We start from the raw sequence: 16,284 nt of genomic DNA, 5'->3' as shown, positions 1-16,284 counted from the left end.
ATGATAATCATTGGCTTTTATTTTACAGGGCCAATTTTTTTATGGATAATGTCAGCCTTTATGCACTAGGATCACGTTTTTGAATTATTTATTGGGCAAGTTTTGGCAATGGCTTTGGGCTTTAGTTGTATTATTGCCCATTGGTGTCATATTATCTTCTTATCAAGCCGTTGATCAAGAGCTGTGGAATCATCTATTAACCTTTAAAATGAAAACACTGTTAACCAATACATTTGTATTGTTGTTGGGTGTAGGAATTTTTACAGCAATTTTGGGCACAACGAGCGCTTGGCTGACGGCAGTTTACCGTTTTCCAGGACAAAGAATATTTTTCTGGGCGTTGATGTTGCCATTAGGAATGCCTGCTTATGTTATGGCATTTGCTCAAGTCGGGTTATTTGAATACAGCGGCCCGATCAGTACATATTTACGGGAACATTGGCAATGGTCGAGAGGATTGCCAGAGATTCGTAATACAGCGGGCGTTGTAATGGTGATGAGTTTGGCATTTTATCCGTATGTTTATCTATTAGCGAGAAATGCATTCTCAAGTTTAGGTCAGCGCTCTTTAGAAGTGGGTGCGACTTTAGGGTTGAATCATTCACAATCTTTTATAAGAATTGCGCTACCCATGGCAAGACCATGGATTGCAGGCGGTGTTTTGTTAGCATTAATGGAAACATTGGCGGATTTTGGTACGGTTTCAATATTTAATTTTGACACATTTACGACAGCAATTTATCAAGCATGGTATGCATTTTTTTCATTGGAAACGGCTAAGCAACTAGCTTCTTTAATGATCATTATTGTATTTGTTTTATTATTGATCGAACAATATAGCCGCCATAAAAAACGATTCACGCAAATGGGTAAAGCTCAACAGAATATACGCATTCGATTGATGGGTTATAAAGCTTGGTTTGCGACCGCTTATTGTAGTGTTATTTTGTTGATGGCATTCATTTTGCCTATTGGGCAATTGACCATTTGGGCATATGAAACTTGGGGCAGTGCTTTTGATACTGCTTTGTGGCGTTATGCTTTAAATTCATTAATGATTGCATTATTAGCAGCACTTTTTGTTACATGTGTGGCTTTAGGTTTGGCATTGTCTAAACGATTTATTCATACAAATCAGAGTCTTTGGTTAATTAAAATAGCAACATTGGGTTATGGTATTCCTGGCACAATTTTAGCGGTTGGTATTTTTGTTCCCATTGCATGGCTGGATAATCAATTAATAGAGTGGCTGGGCTTAAGTGATAGCAGTAATGGCTGGATTAAAGGTACGTTAATTGTTTTGCTTTTGGCATATGTTGTACGATTTATGGCGATTGCTTTTTCCTCCATCGAAACAGGTTTGGAAAGAATTTCTCCTCAGCAAGAAGAGGCTGCACAAAGTTTAGGTAAACATGGATTATCATTGGTGACAAGCATTCATTTGCCACTGCTAAAAGGTGGGTTGAGTATTGCGATGCTGATGGTATTTGTAGATGTAATGAAAGAGATGCCAATTATGTTAATGATTCGTCCATTTGGTTGGGATACATTGGCGGTTAGGATTTTTAACTTCACAACAGAAGGCCAATATAGTTTAGCGGCTTGGCCATCTTTATTAATTGTATTAACAGGATTGATTCCTGTTCTACTGTTTTCTAGACAAGAGAGATGATGGAAATGTGGTTATCGATCGAAAATATGAAAGTGATACTTGGGCAGAGAGAAATTGTGAAAGCTTTAAATTTTTCTTTGCAAGAAGGGGAAATCGCTTGTCTATTAGGTCCATCAGGATGTGGTAAAACAACTGCATTGCGCACTATCGCGGGATTTGAATCAGTTAAAGATGGCAAAATTATTTTGAATGGACAAGTGCTTTCAACTGCTACAAATCATATTGCTCCGCATGTGAGACAGATTGGCATGGTCTTTCAAGATTATGCTCTGTTTCCTCATTTGACAGTCAGCAAAAATATTGCTTTTGGATTGCGTGGAATGAATCAGCAAGATAAACAAAAGCGAGTGACTGAGTTGTTGGATCTAATCAATTTGAGTCAATATGGTGATTATTATCCACATCAATTATCGGGTGGGCAACAACAGCGCATTGCCATTGCTAGAGCGCTTGCACCAAAACCGCAGCTGTTATTGTTGGATGAACCATTTTCAAATTTAGATGCAGATTTACGCACAACATTGGCGCAAGAAGTCCGTCAATTATTAAAAAAAGAGAAGATTACCGCGATTTTGGTCACGCATGATCAAGAGGAAGCTTTTGTTTTTTCGGATAAAATTGGTTTATTGTCGGAAGGTGTTTTGCAACAATGGGATGAGCCTGAAAATTTATTTAATCGCCCTTGTAATCCAATGGTTGCAGAATTTTTTGGTAAAGGACAGTGGCTAAAAGCAACGGTTGTGGATGATGTGACATTATCGAGTATTTTGGGTGATCATTCTTATCAAGAGCCACATGGATTTGAAGCGGGTAACAATGTTTGTTTATTGGTGAGAACGCAAAATGTTATTTGTAGTGAACAAGATTTGTGCAATGCAACAGTTGCAAAAACAGAGTTTCGCGGTGAATACATTAGGCATTATTTGATTTTAGAAAATGGTGAGCAATTAATTGCAGATTGGCCTTCTTTAAAAGAGGATAGAGTTTCTGTGAGTTTAGATACAAATGCATCCATTTCATTTGCAATATAAGTTTTATTAAAAGCCGCTCTCTTAATATTTTAAGAGAGCGGCTACCAGAATTATAATTATTTATAACCTGCGCGATCCATTAGGATGACTGCTTCTTTTTGCTTACTACCTGCATTAGAAACATTGATTAAGTTTGTTTTATGCTCACCCCATTTTGCAACTACATCGCTTGGTGCAACTTTGTCGTTAGCAGGGGATTCATGGTTCAAGTCTGTGAATAGGTTTTGAGCTTGATCGCTTGATAACCATTCAAGAAATTTTTGTGCTTCTTCTTTATTTTTAGAATATTTTGCAATACCTGCGCCAGAAACATTAACATGTGTGCCGCTACCATCTTGATCAGCCCAGAACATAGTCACTGGAATATTAGGCTTAGTTGCGACTAAACGGCCAAAATAATAAGTGTTAGCAATACCAACTTCACATTGACCAGCTGCGATAGCTTCTAATAATGAAGTGTCATCTGCAAATGGTTGTGTTGCTAAGTTGTTAACCCAACCTTTTACAATTGCTTCAGTTTGTTCTGCACCAAATTCAGTGATCAACATTGCAACTAATGATTGGTTATAAACTTTTTTAGAAGTGCGTAAACAAAGTTTGCCTTTCCATTTTGGATCGGCTAGATCTTTATAAGTAGATAGTTCTTCTGGTTTTACTTTATCTGTATTGTAAAAGATTGTTCTTTCACGAACTGATAGTCCAAACCATTCATTATTTTCAGCGCGTAAATGTGCTGGGATGTTTTCTGTTAACACAGTTGATTCAATTGGCTGTAATAATCCCATTTGAGATGCTTGCCACAAGTTACCACCATCCACAGTGATCAAGATATCAGCAGGAGAGTTTTTACCTTCGGCTCTCATGCGTTCCATGATAGGTGCATCTTTGTCTGAGATTAGGTTAATATTAACGCCAGTTTGTTCCTTATATTTTGTAATCACAGGTTGAAGCAGTTGTTCAGCGCGGGATGAGTAGATTGTTAAATCTTGAGCAAATACAGGTGATGCACTTAATGCAGTAATCAAAGATAATGTGAGTAACTTTTTAGTCATTGATCATGACTCCATAAATTAATATTGCGTGAAGGAAATAGAATCTGTCGTGATTTTCATATGGAAATGATAATCGTTATCGATCTTTTGGCAATAGTAATCTAATTTTTTTTAATCGTCCACTGTCTTTTAACAGAAAATTGTTCTGTATAGACACATAGAGTTTTATGATTCAAGAAAAAGTTATTAAGATTTGATCGATGTAGTTTATTAATAAAATAAATTAATTGAGTATTAGGGATTAAACATTATGTACTAATATAATAGATGATAGTAAATATATAATGTGAGCGTATAAGGAGATGCTATGACGAAGATATTATATGCGATTATCTTGATGCCATCTTTACTTATGGCACAACCTGCTGGTTTTATTAATCCTTTGACGTTTGATAATAGCGAAGCACAAAAACAAAAAGTGATTGCATATATTAAAGACGAAAGCCTGCATAAATATTGTGATGCTTCTGAGGATTCTTGCCATCCCTTTGTTTTACAATTGGCACAATCAGATAATTTGAGTGCATTTTTAAAATTAAGCACGATACAAAATAAAGAGTATTTGAATAGTTTAATCAAAGAATATTGCAATTCAGAGTTTTTTCAATGCAGTTATGAAAATATTCTAGAAGTGTATGAAGAAAACTTATGGTGCGATGTCAAATTAGGTGATATGCGTTCCATTCAAAATAGCGAATATCAAAGCAGGGTTTATCCTAATCCTATTTCAGTTGATAGCAGAGCTAACTTAATACCTTAAAACCCACAAAATAGAATTTATGGGTTTTTAATTGTACTTATGGTTATTTATAATCCACCGCCATATTTTTTAACATTTTTAAGCCACGACTTATGCTCATCCTGACAAATTTCATTATTGGAGTTCAACTCTTCGATATGATCTTCAGCTTCCTCGCGTGTTTTAAATGCTCTTTGGTATTGTGCATGAATAGATTTTCCTAGGGCTTTTGCTTTAACATCATATGAACGTGCCGTTTCCACTAAAGTGATTTGTTGTAGTTTCATAAACACCTCTGATTTTTAATATATTGTTAATTTATATTTATTGTATACACAGCGATTGTTATCAATCTTTGCGTAGAATAGCATTTATTTTGTAGATGTACAGTAGTTCATGAACGTTGTTAAAAACTTTTATTTTTATCACAGGGTTCTGGCGCCATAATTTCATCACCATAAAATGTATAGATTGCCTTGGCACAAAATACTCTCTCGGTTTTAAATGTATCTTCACCTGTATAGAGTGTTTTGACTAAAAGCTCCTGATCTTCATTATTTCTCATATATATAGTATCTATATGTTTATAAGAATAGGGGAATTGTAGAGAGTTTTTAGCATATTCTTTGAGTTGTTGATGTTCACCTGCAATGCCATCAAATTGTTTGGAAATAATCGCTGCAAAAGATCTTTTTCTGAATTTATACTCATAACGAATGGCTGTTTCATAAGAGTAGATGATCCAATAGATGATGATTAAGAATGCAATAAATAAAAGACTTAAGGAGAAAATTGGTATTTTCTGATCCATGGATTCTTGTGATTCATTTTTCATTGGAATATGCAGTATCGTGTATTTGTAAGGTTGTGCTTGTAATGGTATTTTTAAGTTAATATATCTGTCAATATAAAAGATGATTTGTCAGAATAATTGTATGATGATTTTGTATTAATGTATGAATTTTAATAGTTGTGATTAACAAGGTGCAGGGTTTTGAATGGTTTGACCTTCTCGTGAATATGAAGCCTTTAAGCATAAAATTTCTTCAACATTATGTGCAGTTTTCCCTGAAAATAAGCTGCGTACAAAAAGCTCTTGATGATCATTATTATGAATATAGATGGTTTCAATGTGTTTGTAAGATTGTGGTAAAGCTAAGAGAGCTTTAGCATGTTGCTTGAGTTGTTGATGTTCGCCCATTGGTCCATTGAATTGTTGAGCAATGATCGATGTAAATCCTTTCTCTTTTGCACTATATTCATAGCGATATTGATTTTCCCACCAATAGAGAATATATGTTATGACAGATAAAAAAAGCCCAAATAGAGCAATAGCTGAAATGTTTTCAAGCCGACGATCTTTGATGACTTCAGTATTGTGTAGTTGGTTATTCATGGATTTCACTATTAATCAAATCATTAACAGACAATGATAACGTGTATTCAAATAACAATTATTTGAATATATTGTTTATTAATGAATGATTGCTAGTGAATTTTTAATAATGATTAAATGATGTATGCGATCTCAAAATCTTTGAGCGCTGGATGGATTTTTACCTCGTCTTTTCGTTCACAAATTTCTTTAACATGAATGTTACGAATTGTGATGCGATTGCCACTGATAATTAAATCATCCACTTCATCTGCAATATGATGGCGGATATATTCAGGATTTAAAGCGTTGCCTAATTCGATGTATTCTGTACGCTCTTCTTCTGATTCTTCAAATGTTCTACTATCAATGCGAGTTCTAAGATGAACCGTAAAAGTTAACTCTAGTGTAATGTCATCACTTTGAATGCCGATAATGTCTAAATCTTGTTTCTTAATCATTGTAACCTCTGTTAATCATGCCAAATGGCATAATATCGATAATGAATTAAGGAAAATTATGCGAGCATTGATGCTATGTGTGGCGCGCCTGAGAGGGATCGAACCTCTGGCCTTCAGTTTCGGAAACTGACACTCTATCCAACTGAGCTACAGGCGCTAAATAAGGTTTGCTAGCATAGCAAAAATCACTCTAATTTCATAGTTGTATTAATAGGCACTACTTTGAATATTGGTGGATTGTCATATGTGGCAATCGCATTTTGGACTTGGATTGGTGTATCATCAAAAGGTTCATCGCCCAATTCAAAAACGCCCCAATGTACACCAACTGATTGTTGAATGCCAAGTTCAACATGTAACCGTACAGAATCTTTTGGGGAAATGTGTTGATATCCCATAAACCATTCTGGTGAGTAACAGCCGATCGGCATATAGCCATAATCAATGTCAAATCGCTTGCCAATTTCTAAAAGATTCTTTGCATAAGCGGTATCACCTGCAAAATAGTGGTTTGTATTTTTATGCGTGATCATATAACCACACCACAAATTACGATTGCGTGAAAATGGATCTCGATTGCTCCAATGTTGTGCTGGCGTTGCAGTTATAGCGAGATCATTATTAATATCATATTGATCCCACCAATCTAAAGCGATCACATTATGAATTCCTTTATTATGGAACCATCGTTCTAAGCCAAGTGGCACAATGAATGTTAGATTAGGGAAGTGCTGTAATAATTTTTGAATGGTTAACCAATCCAAGTGATCATAATGCTCATGCGAGATCAGCACATAATGTAAACAAGGCAATTGCTCAATTTGTGCCAATACTGGCGTTTGTCGTTTTGGGCCAACCCAGCTCAGGAAGGATGCTCGTTCAGAAAATACAGGATCTGTAATAATAGCGATGTCATCTAGCTTAAAATATAAGGTGCAATGACCAAGCCAATTGACGAAATTGCCATTGTGAGAAAAGTCTGGTTCGATCATCCAATCTTGAATGAATTGCTCATATCCACCTTCAGGTAAACGAGATGTTTTACTTGTCCAGCGTTCATGCAACCATTTGGCAACGCGTTTTAGCGGAATATGTAAAGGTTCAGGATTTTGAAATCCTCTTGGCGTATGGTGCGATTTATGAGGATTATAATAAGGATTTTTATAGCGCAAAATATCATCCTTTATGAACAATAAAAGAACAAAGCCCTGAGAAACAGGGCTTAAGCATATATTTATTCGATATTTTGTATCTGTTCACGAATTTGTTCGATCAATACTTTAAGCTCTACAGCGATGGCAGTTAATTGTGCATCTTGTGATTTAGAACCTAATGTATTTGCTTCACGGTTAAATTCTTGAGTTAAGAAATCTAAACGACGACCAATCGCATCATCTCTTTGTAAAGCTTCACGCATTGCCGCAACATGAGATGCTAAACGATCAATCTCTTCATCGATGTCTAATTTTTGGATGGCGAATACAAGTTCTTGCTCTAGGCGTTGATGATCCACTTCCACTTGGAATTCTTGTAAGCGTTGATTTAATTTATCGCGTAAGCGCTGAACGGCTTCAGGTCGAAGTGCTTGCGCTTCTTTTGTTAGCGCTTCAATTTTAGTCAAACGATCTTCAATGACATTATAAATACGTGCGCCTTCTGATTGGCGATTTTGAATTAACGATTGAATTGCAATATTGAATGTTTCCTGAGTGATTGCTGCAAGCTCTTTCGGATCTGGCGTTGTTGTCGTTAACATATTGGGGAAACGTAATAATTCAGAAGCGGATAATGCTTGTGATGTGCCGAGCAAACTATTGGCATGGCGATACATTTTGATGACTTTTTTGGCCAAATCATCGTTGAATACTAACTCTTCATGTGTTGAACCTGTAGATTCAAGGCGCATCATAATTTCTATCTTGCCGCGTTTGAGTTGAGTTTGTGCTTGATCGCGTAAATTCACTTCAAAAGAGCGTAAAATTTCAGGCAGTTTAAAGTATGTCTCTAAATAACGATGGTTGATGCTACGCAGCTCAATGGACAAAAGACCGAATTCCGTTGCTACAGTTTCTCTTGCGAAACCTGTCATTGAAGAGATCATGATTTTCCTTAATTAATGTAAACAAAAGATGATTATAACTCTGTTTTATGAATTTAGTGAATATCGTTGAAAAAATGGCAGAATGCTAGTAGACTCCAAAACTTTATTTAATCTCTTTGAGTTGAGTGACATGTCTGATTTAGAAAAGAATTATCGTGCAATCATTACTGAAGTTGGTGAAAATCCTGAGCGTGAAGGATTAGTAGATACGCCAAAGCGTGCGGCAAAAGCCATGAAATATCTATGTCGTGGCTACGAACAAACTTTGGAAGAAGTTGTGGGCGGGGCGATTTTTACATCAGACAGCAACGAAATGGTTTTGGTTAAAGATATTGAACTTTACTCATTATGTGAGCACCATTTATTGCCATTCATTGGTAAAGCACATGTTGCTTACATGCCAAACGGGAAAGTATTAGGTTTATCGAAAATTGCACGCATCGTTGATATGTATGCTCGTCGTTTGCAGATTCAAGAATCTTTGACATCAGAAATTGCAAAAGCCATTCAAGAAGTGACGGATGCTAATGGTGTTGCTGTTGTCATCGAAGCAAAACATATGTGCATGATGATGCGCGGTGTTGAAAAACAAAATTCTCATATGGTAACTTCTGCAATGTTAGGCGCATTTAGAAGTAACCCTGCCACTCGTGCTGAGTTCTTGAGTTTTTTGAAGTAATTTAAATTTTATCTCAATAACAATTTTAATTAGCCGCTTTAAAGATGAAGCGGCTTTTTTATTATGAGATGACTAATTGAAATTTAAATCATTCAATTAATGCTAATAAATCATTCGTCGGCTTAGTTTTAGCATAAGTATTGTAGATTTCAGCATTCACCCAAGTATAAATTTGATCATTGAATTGTAATGTATCTTTGTAAGATTCTACTTGAATAATAATTGGGTGAATTTCATAATTAATGTGCGTTAAAACATGCTTAAAACTTGGTCGTTCTGAAATGTTGAGCAATTTTACATTATCAGGATTAAATAATGTTTCTAATTCATGCAAATGTGAATCTAAGTGAGGGAATTCATACAAATTGTGCCAAATAGATTCTTGTGTGCGTTGATGAAATACCAATTCGCCATGCTGATTTTGAATAATCACAGGATATAACTCGATATTTTTTTTCATGAGCTTAATTTTTTTAGCTGGGATTTGATCCATTTTTTGATGCTGATGAGTAATGCAGTGAGCTTGCCAAAAGCATTGATCACATTTTGGACTTTTGCTACAAATCGTTGCGCCAAAATCCATAATTGCTTGTGTGTAATCATTCGGGCGATTTTGCGCTGACATTAAATATGCAAAAGGTAATAATACTTTTTCCAATTGCTTTTCAGGATGCATTGCGCCTGTAATACGCGCCATGACGCGTTTCACATTACCATCCAAAATTGCAAAAGGGCGATTGAAACCTTGGCTGATGATTGCGGCTGCTGTTGTTCTACCAATGCCTTTAATGCTTTGAATGGACTGAAAGTTTAAAGGTATTTCACCATTGAATTCATCGCGAATAATTTTAGCACCAGCATGTAAATTGCGTGCGCGAGCATAATAACCTAAACCTTCCCACGCTTTTAATACTTCATCTTGTTCTGCATTGGCTAAATCAGTCGCGGTTGGGAATTTCTCAATGAAATTGAAAAAGTAGGGAATGACTGTCACAACTTGAGTTTGTTGGAGCATGATTTCAGAAAGCCAAATGTGATAAATATTTTGTGCTTCTGTATATTGCACTTGCGGTTTCCAAGGTAGATCATGGCGGCCATGATCATCGAACCAATTCATTAATTGTTTATGAAAGTGTTTGAATGTTTCACCTTTCGGCGTTGTTAAAAATTGGTTCATGATGATGGCTTAATTAACCAGTGTAAATAACGGGCATTGGGGATGAATTGTGGTTGAGTAGAGCATCGCATTTCCATTTCAATGTGCTCTGCCTCTGTAATCTTTTGCTTATTTTCTTTCGTCATATAATCATAATAGGTGCGAATGCCACTTTTATGAATGATTTCAAAACCGTTATCATTGAATGCTTTTTCTAAAGCCTCAGGATTCACAGGAGAAATTGGCGTTAATCCACCAGCTTCACCACGGAAATTGTTTTTCTGAATATAACGATAATTGCCACGAATCAGATTGTGATAGATCAAACCGTTGAGATTATAAAATAATAGGGAAATCGTAGAATCAGCGTGCGTAACGTGCTTTAAAATTGGAATAATATCTTCAGGGTTTTCCAACCATTCAATAACTGCATGCGCTGTAATGAGATCATATTTTTCATCAATGATCTTAGGAATATTCTGTAATTCATCATGGATGAACTTGCCGTTGTAATTATATTGGGCAAATTTCTCTTTTGCTAGATTCAACATATTGTCTGATGATTCTAATAAAGTCATGTGATGTTTTTGGCTGGCTAAAAAACTGGCAAATTGTCCTTGTCCAGCGCCAATATCCAAAGTAGTTGCTTCGGCTTGAAGGAGTTGATGGTTTTCAAAATCACGCTTTAATATTTCAAGACGTAATTTACCTTTAAAAGATGCATAAATTTTATCCTGAAAATGAGTGCTTAAAGCGTTGAAACGCGTAGAATTCATAATGTGAACTTAAAAATGAAAAAGATCATAGGTTACATCTCTAAATAATGTCAAATGATTAAATATTTTGATATACAATATTATTTCTGTGACATTAATCAATTATTGGAGAGAATTGTATGAAAAAAGGATTAATCACTGTAGCGATGACTTCGCTATTTCTAGCTGGTTGCGTTAGTTTGCCAGCTAAAAAAGCGGAACCTGCGCCTGTCGAAACAAATCCTAGCGAAACAGCCCAAAATAGTTTGGATTATGCGGGCACATATAATGCTAAATTAAAGTGCAGTGATTGTGATTACACAATGGCAAGATTGCAGATTAATCAATACGGTCAATATCGTTATATTGAACAGAATGTTAAAAATGGTGGGCCAGTTGGCAACCCTGTTGTGTTTCAAGGTAAATACACATGGAATCAAAAAACGCCTGTTATTCGTCTCTTAAATGCACGCAATATGCATTTCTTTGTAGCGGAGAATGAAGTTGTGCTATTATCCAAGCCAGTGACGAGTTATGCTGAAATCACATCAGAACCAAAATTCAAAAAAGCTATCCGACAAATTTAATCATTAACGAATATGCATAATAAAATATTAAAAATTAGGGCTGCGCTGAACAGCGTTATCTTAGGCAAAGAAGAGCAAGTCACATTAAGTTTAGCATGTTTGCTGGCTAAGGGGCATTTGCTGTTAGAAGATTTGCCAGGCATGGGAAAAACAACTTTAGCGCATAGTTTGGCTAAGGTTTTAGGCTTATCCTATCAACGCATTCAGTTTACATCAGATTTATTGCCAGGGGATATTATTGGGGGCGAGATTTTTGATGCAGATAGTAAAAAGTTTTTATTACATCGCGGTCCAATTTTTACTGAAGTGTTATTGGCAGATGAGATTAATCGTACAACGCCGAAAAGCCAAAGCGCATTGCTAGAAGCTATGGAAGAGCGCCAAGTTTCTATCGGACGTAAAACGTATCCGTTGCCAGAACACTTTTTTGTTATTGCAACGCAGAATCCTAACACATCGGGCAGTGGAACATATCCTTTGCCCGATTCGCAAATGGATCGATTTTTAATGGCGATTTCGTTGGGTTATCCTTCCGCGGATGCTGAGTTGAAGATTTTAAAAGGCGAAACCAATCGCGATCGAATCACCAATTTACCTGCGATGCTCACTAAAGAAGAGTTAGCACAAATGCAAGTGATGGTGAATCAAGTGCATGCATCGGATGCCTTATTGGCATATATTTTACGCATTGTGGAAGCAACGAGATCTGAAGAGAAATTTACAGTGGGTATTTCACCACGCGGAAGTTTAGCTTTATTGAAAGGTGCTAAAGCATATGCGTTTATCTCGGGTAGAGATTATATTATTCCTGAAGATATTAAAGCAGTATTGCCAAGCGTTTTAGAGCATCGTTTACGACAAATGGGTCAGCAAGCAAATCATAGCCGAGATTTGGCGTATTGGTTATTGCATAATGTGCCTGCGCTACAGTAGCGGCTTTGTATGTTTAGTGCTCAATCTTTTAAAGAGAGAATTAATCAGCGTATACCAAGAAATAGCCGAGTAACGCTTAATCGTAAGCAAGTATTTATTTTCCCGACAAAATTTGGCTTCATCTATATTGGCATGTGTTTTGTTTTGTTATTGATGGCCATTAATTTTGAAAATTCGCTGGTTTATATCTTGCTATTTTGGTTGATCTCTATCTTCGTTTCCACAATGATTTTAACGTGGAGAAATTTAGACAATCTTCATCTTCGTGGTGCAGGCAGTCAACCTGTTTTTGCAGGTGATGAAGCAACTTTTGGTATTACAATTGAAAGCTTAAATAAAGCGCACCATGCATTATGGTTGCATACTAAAACATCTAATAATTTTGTGGATTGTGATGCTAAATCCAGCAATACAACATATTTGTTCGTTCCAGAAACAGCTCGGGGAAAAGTTCGTTTGCCACGTTTTACAGTGGAAACCAGCTATCCATTAGGTATATTTCGTGCTTGGAGCTATGTGGATTTAGATCAAACCACGTTATGTTATCCACGGCCGATTGCTTCTGAGCTTCAGCATTTTAGTGCTGTGGATAATGAAGATAATGAGTATTTGGATAATAGTGCTTCTAAAAAACGCGGCGTTGATAATTTCGATGAACTAAAAAATTATGAAATGGGCGATGCAATATCGCGCATTGATTGGAAAGCATATGCAAAAGGCAATGGCCTTTTGGTTAAAACATTCACGGAACAAGCCTCGAAAGAGATTTGGTTAAATGAGCAGAATTTTTCTGGTGATTTAGAAACGCGTTTATCACAAATGTGTTATTGGGTTTTGGAATTATCATCCAATAATCATCGTTTTGGTATGATTTTAGGTAGTGAAACTTTAGGACCAGATTCAACAGATGCGCACACAAAAAAATGTTTAGAAACTTTGGCATTATATAGGACTGCACATGGCTAGCTTGAAGAACGTTGCGCAAAGAGATCTTAGCCGAAGCAGTATTCTTTGGTTTAGCATAGCATTTGTACTCACCATTATTCCGCAGCTATTTATTTTTCTACCAATGTGGGTTGCTGCCGTCTTTACTATCTGTTTTGTATGGCGGATTCAGATTTTTCGTATGAAATTGGGCTATCCAAACGGCGTTGTGAAATTTGCCATTATAGCCATCATTATTGGCGTACTATTTTTGACTAAAGGCAATTTTCTCAATACTGAAGGTTGCGCCATTTTATTCATGGCAATTTATGGTTTGAAATTTGTGGAATCTAAAACAGTACATGATGGCCATGTTTTAGCTGTGATAGGTTTTATTGCCTTAGGCACAACGTATTTATTTGATAATTCGGCATATCTATTTTTATTCTCAGTGCTGATATTTCTCACTCTGATCACTGCAATCATTGGTTTACAGCAGCAAGGCTATGGTATTTATTCGCGCAAAATATTGTTATGGAATGCGATTAAAATCATGGGAATTTCCTTGCCATTAATGGTTTTGTTATTTGTGATCTTTCCGAGATTTCCTTCTATGTTGCCAAATATGAAACAAGGACAGGAAAAATCACAAGCGCAAACAGGTGTTTCCAATTCTATGGAACCAGGCAGTATTGCGGAATTAGCAAACAGTGACAAACATATTTTGTGGGCTGAATTTACCAATAATGTTCCAGCAGTTCGTGATCTATATTGGCGAAGTTTAACATTGGATCATTTTGATGGGCGAGCTTGGCGTCAATCGGGGCGAACTCAGGTTTCAGCATCGCCTAATTATAAAATTATAAACTTAGCAGGATCACAAGATTATTCTGTCATTTTTGATCCAAGCTTTCAAAAGTATTTAGCAACATTGGATATCTCACAAATAGATTTCGGCTCAGTTAATCGCGGCGGGCAAATTCTACCTTTTAGTGATTTTCGTGTTGAATTTAATCGTCCTGTGGATACTAAAATTCAATATAAAGCGAAATATGTACCGAATGTCGCAATGCTCAGTAATACAGGTGGGAGAAGTGCCATTGAAAGTGATGAACAGTTTATTCAAGCCACCAATAATAATCCAAAAACAACGGAGTTAGTGGATCAGTTACGCCAAGATAACCCTTCTGAGAAAGAGTTTGTGGAAAGATTGATGAATCATTTTAGGCAAGGTGGTTATCAATACACAATGCAGCCAGGTTTAATGACAAGCCGAGATAGCATTGATGAGTTTATGTTTGATGCTAAGGCAGGATTTTGTGAACATTATGCGAGCGCAACAACATTCATGTTGCGTAAAGCCAATATTCCTAGCCGTGTTGTCATTGGCTATTTGGGCGGTGCTATTGATCAAGATAGAAAGCTTGTAGAAGTGCGCGGAAAAGATGCTCATGCTTGGGTGGAATATTGGGATAATAGCCAAGGTTGGGTAAGAATTGATCCAACATCTACTGTATCACCAAGTCGTATAGATTTTGGGATTGATGATTTATTTGCTGAATTGACTGGTATGGGAGATTCTTCTGTTTGGGATCAATTCAAATTATCATTTGAAAGTATTAAAGATCGCATTGATTATCAATGGACAAAAATGGTTTTAGGTTATCAAAGTGATTCACAGCAATCATTATTAAAAAATTTGTTTAAAATTGATTTTATCAGTGTATTTACATTAGTGAAAATCTCGATAGGTTTGTTGTTCACATTTGTGCTGGTGCAGACAATTGTATTTTTCAAGCCGTGGCGACATCTGTATTTTAATGCAGAGCGAGAATATTTTCGCGTCATTGAGTTGGCAAATCAGACTTATGGATTGAAATTACCAATCAGTACAGCACCTGTTGAATTTGCTCATCGACTCAATAAATATTTACCAGAAGATGATCAAGTAAAAGTGACAATGATGATGAATGCGTTGGTGGCTCATTGGTATCAACCAAATGCTACGGTATCTTCGATGAAACATGTTAAAGTAGCCATTTTTGCAGTACAGAAATTGCTAAAGGGAAAAAATGTTAGAAAATGAGATCGCCTTATTAAAAGCGCGTGTTGATGAATTGGAACAAAGAGAAGCATTCCATGAATTAACGATTGAGACTTTGAATCAATGTTTGATTGATCAACAGCAACAAATTGAGAATTTGCATAATGAATTCATTAAGCTTTCCACTAAAGTTGCTTTACAAGCTGAGGATTCTCCAATTTCTTTGGCAAATGAACGTCCACCACATTATTAAATTGTATAAATATTTTGGATCGCATGTGTAGATATGCTCAATGATATTTTTATGTTGATAAATATTGGATAGTAGTTGGTGGATCATTAATTTTTTCAAATGAGCATGTTACTCGATCCAGATAATCTATATAAACACCATATTTATAATGATTTGCAGGTTGCTAATAAGGAATCTGAATAAATTTGCAAAATAATCGTCTAACTCTGATTGATCAATTTTTTTGAAAGTTTTTATTAAGATTGAATTTATTATTGATCTATATTTGTTTAGTATATAGAAAAATTTATATTAAATATTATATATAATGATTGATAAATAAAACATAAGTGTATAACCTATGGTTTAACAGGAGATGTTAATCTTACATCATAAATTCATTGAAAAGCTTGATTTTGCTGACTATTCAAGAGAGAATGTCGCGCGATAACGGCAAGAGATGTTGATTTTTAAGCATGACTTGTCAAATAGCTACTGGCTGTTATGCCAAAAGGGAAAAGGTAGCAAGTAGGGGTGGAGAAA

18 protein-coding genes and 1 tRNA gene are annotated in these 16,284 nt (G+C 35.9%); 9 read left to right on the top strand and 10 right to left on the bottom strand.

Translation table 11 applies throughout. The features are described from left to right. Positions 1–79 precede the first annotated feature (79 nt). Together ACA100_RS09290 and ACA100_RS09285 are read left to right on the top strand one after the other, a co-directional pair. Positions 80–1,672: an ABC transporter permease gene (locus ACA100_RS09290; RefSeq protein ID WP_481077431.1), complete on the top strand. Its 1,593-nt coding sequence runs from the start codon at positions 80–82 to the stop codon at positions 1,670–1,672. Positions 1,673–1,677: 5 nt separating this feature from the next. Further along, positions 1,678–2,703, top strand: a complete 1,026-nt coding sequence (locus ACA100_RS09285) for an ABC transporter ATP-binding protein (protein ID WP_481077430.1) — start codon at positions 1,678–1,680, stop codon at positions 2,701–2,703. A 56-nt stretch (positions 2,704–2,759) separates the two neighbouring features. Here ACA100_RS09285 and ACA100_RS09280 read toward each other — a convergent pair whose 3' ends face one another. Continuing rightward, positions 2,760–3,755 carry an extracellular solute-binding protein gene (locus tag ACA100_RS09280; RefSeq protein ID WP_481077429.1) on the bottom strand — a complete coding sequence of 332 codons (996 nt, stop codon included), beginning with the start codon at positions 3,753–3,755 and terminating at the stop codon, positions 2,760–2,762. A 307-nt stretch (positions 3,756–4,062) separates the two neighbouring features. Between ACA100_RS09280 and ACA100_RS09275 the strand changes: the two genes are divergently transcribed. Beyond that, complete coding sequence (locus tag ACA100_RS09275; protein WP_481077428.1) at positions 4,063–4,515, top strand: hypothetical protein; 453 nt, start codon at positions 4,063–4,065, stop codon at positions 4,513–4,515. A 47-nt stretch (positions 4,516–4,562) separates the two neighbouring features. Here ACA100_RS09275 and ACA100_RS09270 read toward each other — a convergent pair whose 3' ends face one another. From ACA100_RS09270 to ACA100_RS09240, 7 genes are all read right to left on the bottom strand, one after another. Then, a complete protein-coding gene (locus ACA100_RS09270; protein WP_481077427.1) occupies positions 4,563–4,781 on the bottom strand; it encodes a hypothetical protein in 219 nt (72 codons plus the stop codon). Between the two features lie 119 nt (positions 4,782–4,900). Beyond that, positions 4,901–5,329 carry a hypothetical protein gene (locus tag ACA100_RS09265; protein WP_481077426.1) on the bottom strand — a complete coding sequence of 143 codons (429 nt, stop codon included), beginning with the start codon at positions 5,327–5,329 and terminating at the stop codon, positions 4,901–4,903. Between the two features lie 141 nt (positions 5,330–5,470). After that, positions 5,471–5,890, bottom strand: a complete 420-nt coding sequence (locus tag ACA100_RS09260; protein ID WP_481077425.1) for a hypothetical protein — start codon at positions 5,888–5,890, stop codon at positions 5,471–5,473. 113 nt (positions 5,891–6,003) lie between these two features. Further along, positions 6,004–6,330 carry a hypothetical protein gene (locus ACA100_RS09255; protein ID WP_481077424.1) on the bottom strand — a complete coding sequence of 109 codons (327 nt, stop codon included), beginning with the start codon at positions 6,328–6,330 and terminating at the stop codon, positions 6,004–6,006. An 80-nt stretch (positions 6,331–6,410) separates the two neighbouring features. Further along, positions 6,411–6,487: transfer RNA gene (locus ACA100_RS09250), tRNA-Arg, on the bottom strand. A gap of 28 nt (positions 6,488–6,515) precedes the next feature. Beyond that, the gene (locus ACA100_RS09245) at positions 6,516–7,502 is read right to left on the bottom strand and encodes an MBL fold metallo-hydrolase (protein ID WP_481077423.1); all 987 of its coding nucleotides are present in this window, start codon (positions 7,500–7,502) and stop codon (positions 6,516–6,518) included. Between the two features lie 62 nt (positions 7,503–7,564). Next, on the bottom strand, positions 7,565–8,431 hold the full coding sequence (locus tag ACA100_RS09240) for a YicC/YloC family endoribonuclease (RefSeq protein WP_481077422.1): 867 nt from the start codon (positions 8,429–8,431) through the stop codon (positions 7,565–7,567). Between the two features lie 130 nt (positions 8,432–8,561). Here ACA100_RS09240 and folE point away from each other — a divergent pair, with 130 nt between their 5' ends. Further along, the gene (gene folE / locus ACA100_RS09235) at positions 8,562–9,110 is read left to right on the top strand and encodes a GTP cyclohydrolase I FolE (protein ID WP_481077421.1); all 549 of its coding nucleotides are present in this window, start codon (positions 8,562–8,564) and stop codon (positions 9,108–9,110) included. 88 nt (positions 9,111–9,198) lie between these two features. Here folE and mutY read toward each other — a convergent pair whose 3' ends face one another. Together mutY and ACA100_RS09225 are read right to left on the bottom strand one after the other, a co-directional pair. Continuing rightward, positions 9,199–10,287 (bottom strand): A/G-specific adenine glycosylase, encoded by a 1,089-nt coding sequence (gene mutY / locus ACA100_RS09230; protein WP_481077420.1) that lies wholly within the window; start codon positions 10,285–10,287, stop codon positions 9,199–9,201. Beyond that, complete coding sequence (locus ACA100_RS09225; RefSeq protein WP_481077419.1) at positions 10,284–11,042, bottom strand: methyltransferase domain-containing protein; 759 nt, start codon at positions 11,040–11,042, stop codon at positions 10,284–10,286. Before ACA100_RS09225 ends, mutY begins: the two co-directional genes overlap by 4 nt. 119 nt (positions 11,043–11,161) lie before the next feature. On the opposite strand from ACA100_RS09225, the gene ACA100_RS09220 reads away from it, so the two are divergent. From ACA100_RS09220 to ACA100_RS09200, 5 genes are read left to right on the top strand one after another with little or no spacing between them, the layout of a single operon-like run. Beyond that, a complete protein-coding gene (locus tag ACA100_RS09220) occupies positions 11,162–11,608 on the top strand; it encodes a copper resistance protein NlpE N-terminal domain-containing protein (protein WP_481077418.1) in 447 nt (148 codons plus the stop codon). A gap of 12 nt (positions 11,609–11,620) precedes the next feature. Beyond that, positions 11,621–12,541 carry an AAA family ATPase gene (locus ACA100_RS09215; protein ID WP_481077417.1) on the top strand — a complete coding sequence of 307 codons (921 nt, stop codon included), beginning with the start codon at positions 11,621–11,623 and terminating at the stop codon, positions 12,539–12,541. Positions 12,542–12,550: 9 nt separating this feature from the next. Beyond that, complete coding sequence (locus tag ACA100_RS09210; protein WP_481077416.1) at positions 12,551–13,507, top strand: DUF58 domain-containing protein; 957 nt, start codon at positions 12,551–12,553, stop codon at positions 13,505–13,507. Beyond that, positions 13,500–15,551, top strand: coding sequence for a transglutaminase TgpA family protein (locus ACA100_RS09205; RefSeq protein WP_481077415.1), 2,052 nt, complete (start codon positions 13,500–13,502; stop codon positions 15,549–15,551). Before ACA100_RS09210 ends, ACA100_RS09205 begins: the two co-directional genes overlap by 8 nt. Next, a complete protein-coding gene (locus tag ACA100_RS09200; RefSeq protein ID WP_481077414.1) occupies positions 15,538–15,762 on the top strand; it encodes a SlyX family protein in 225 nt (74 codons plus the stop codon). Before ACA100_RS09205 ends, ACA100_RS09200 begins: the two co-directional genes overlap by 14 nt. The last annotated feature ends 522 nt before the right edge of the window (positions 15,763–16,284 follow it).

The sequence above is a fragment of the Wohlfahrtiimonas sp. XWW7 genome, from assembly GCF_056716055.1.
Note: the sequence above shows the minus strand (reverse complement) of the source record. Positions and strands in the feature narration are given on the sequence as shown.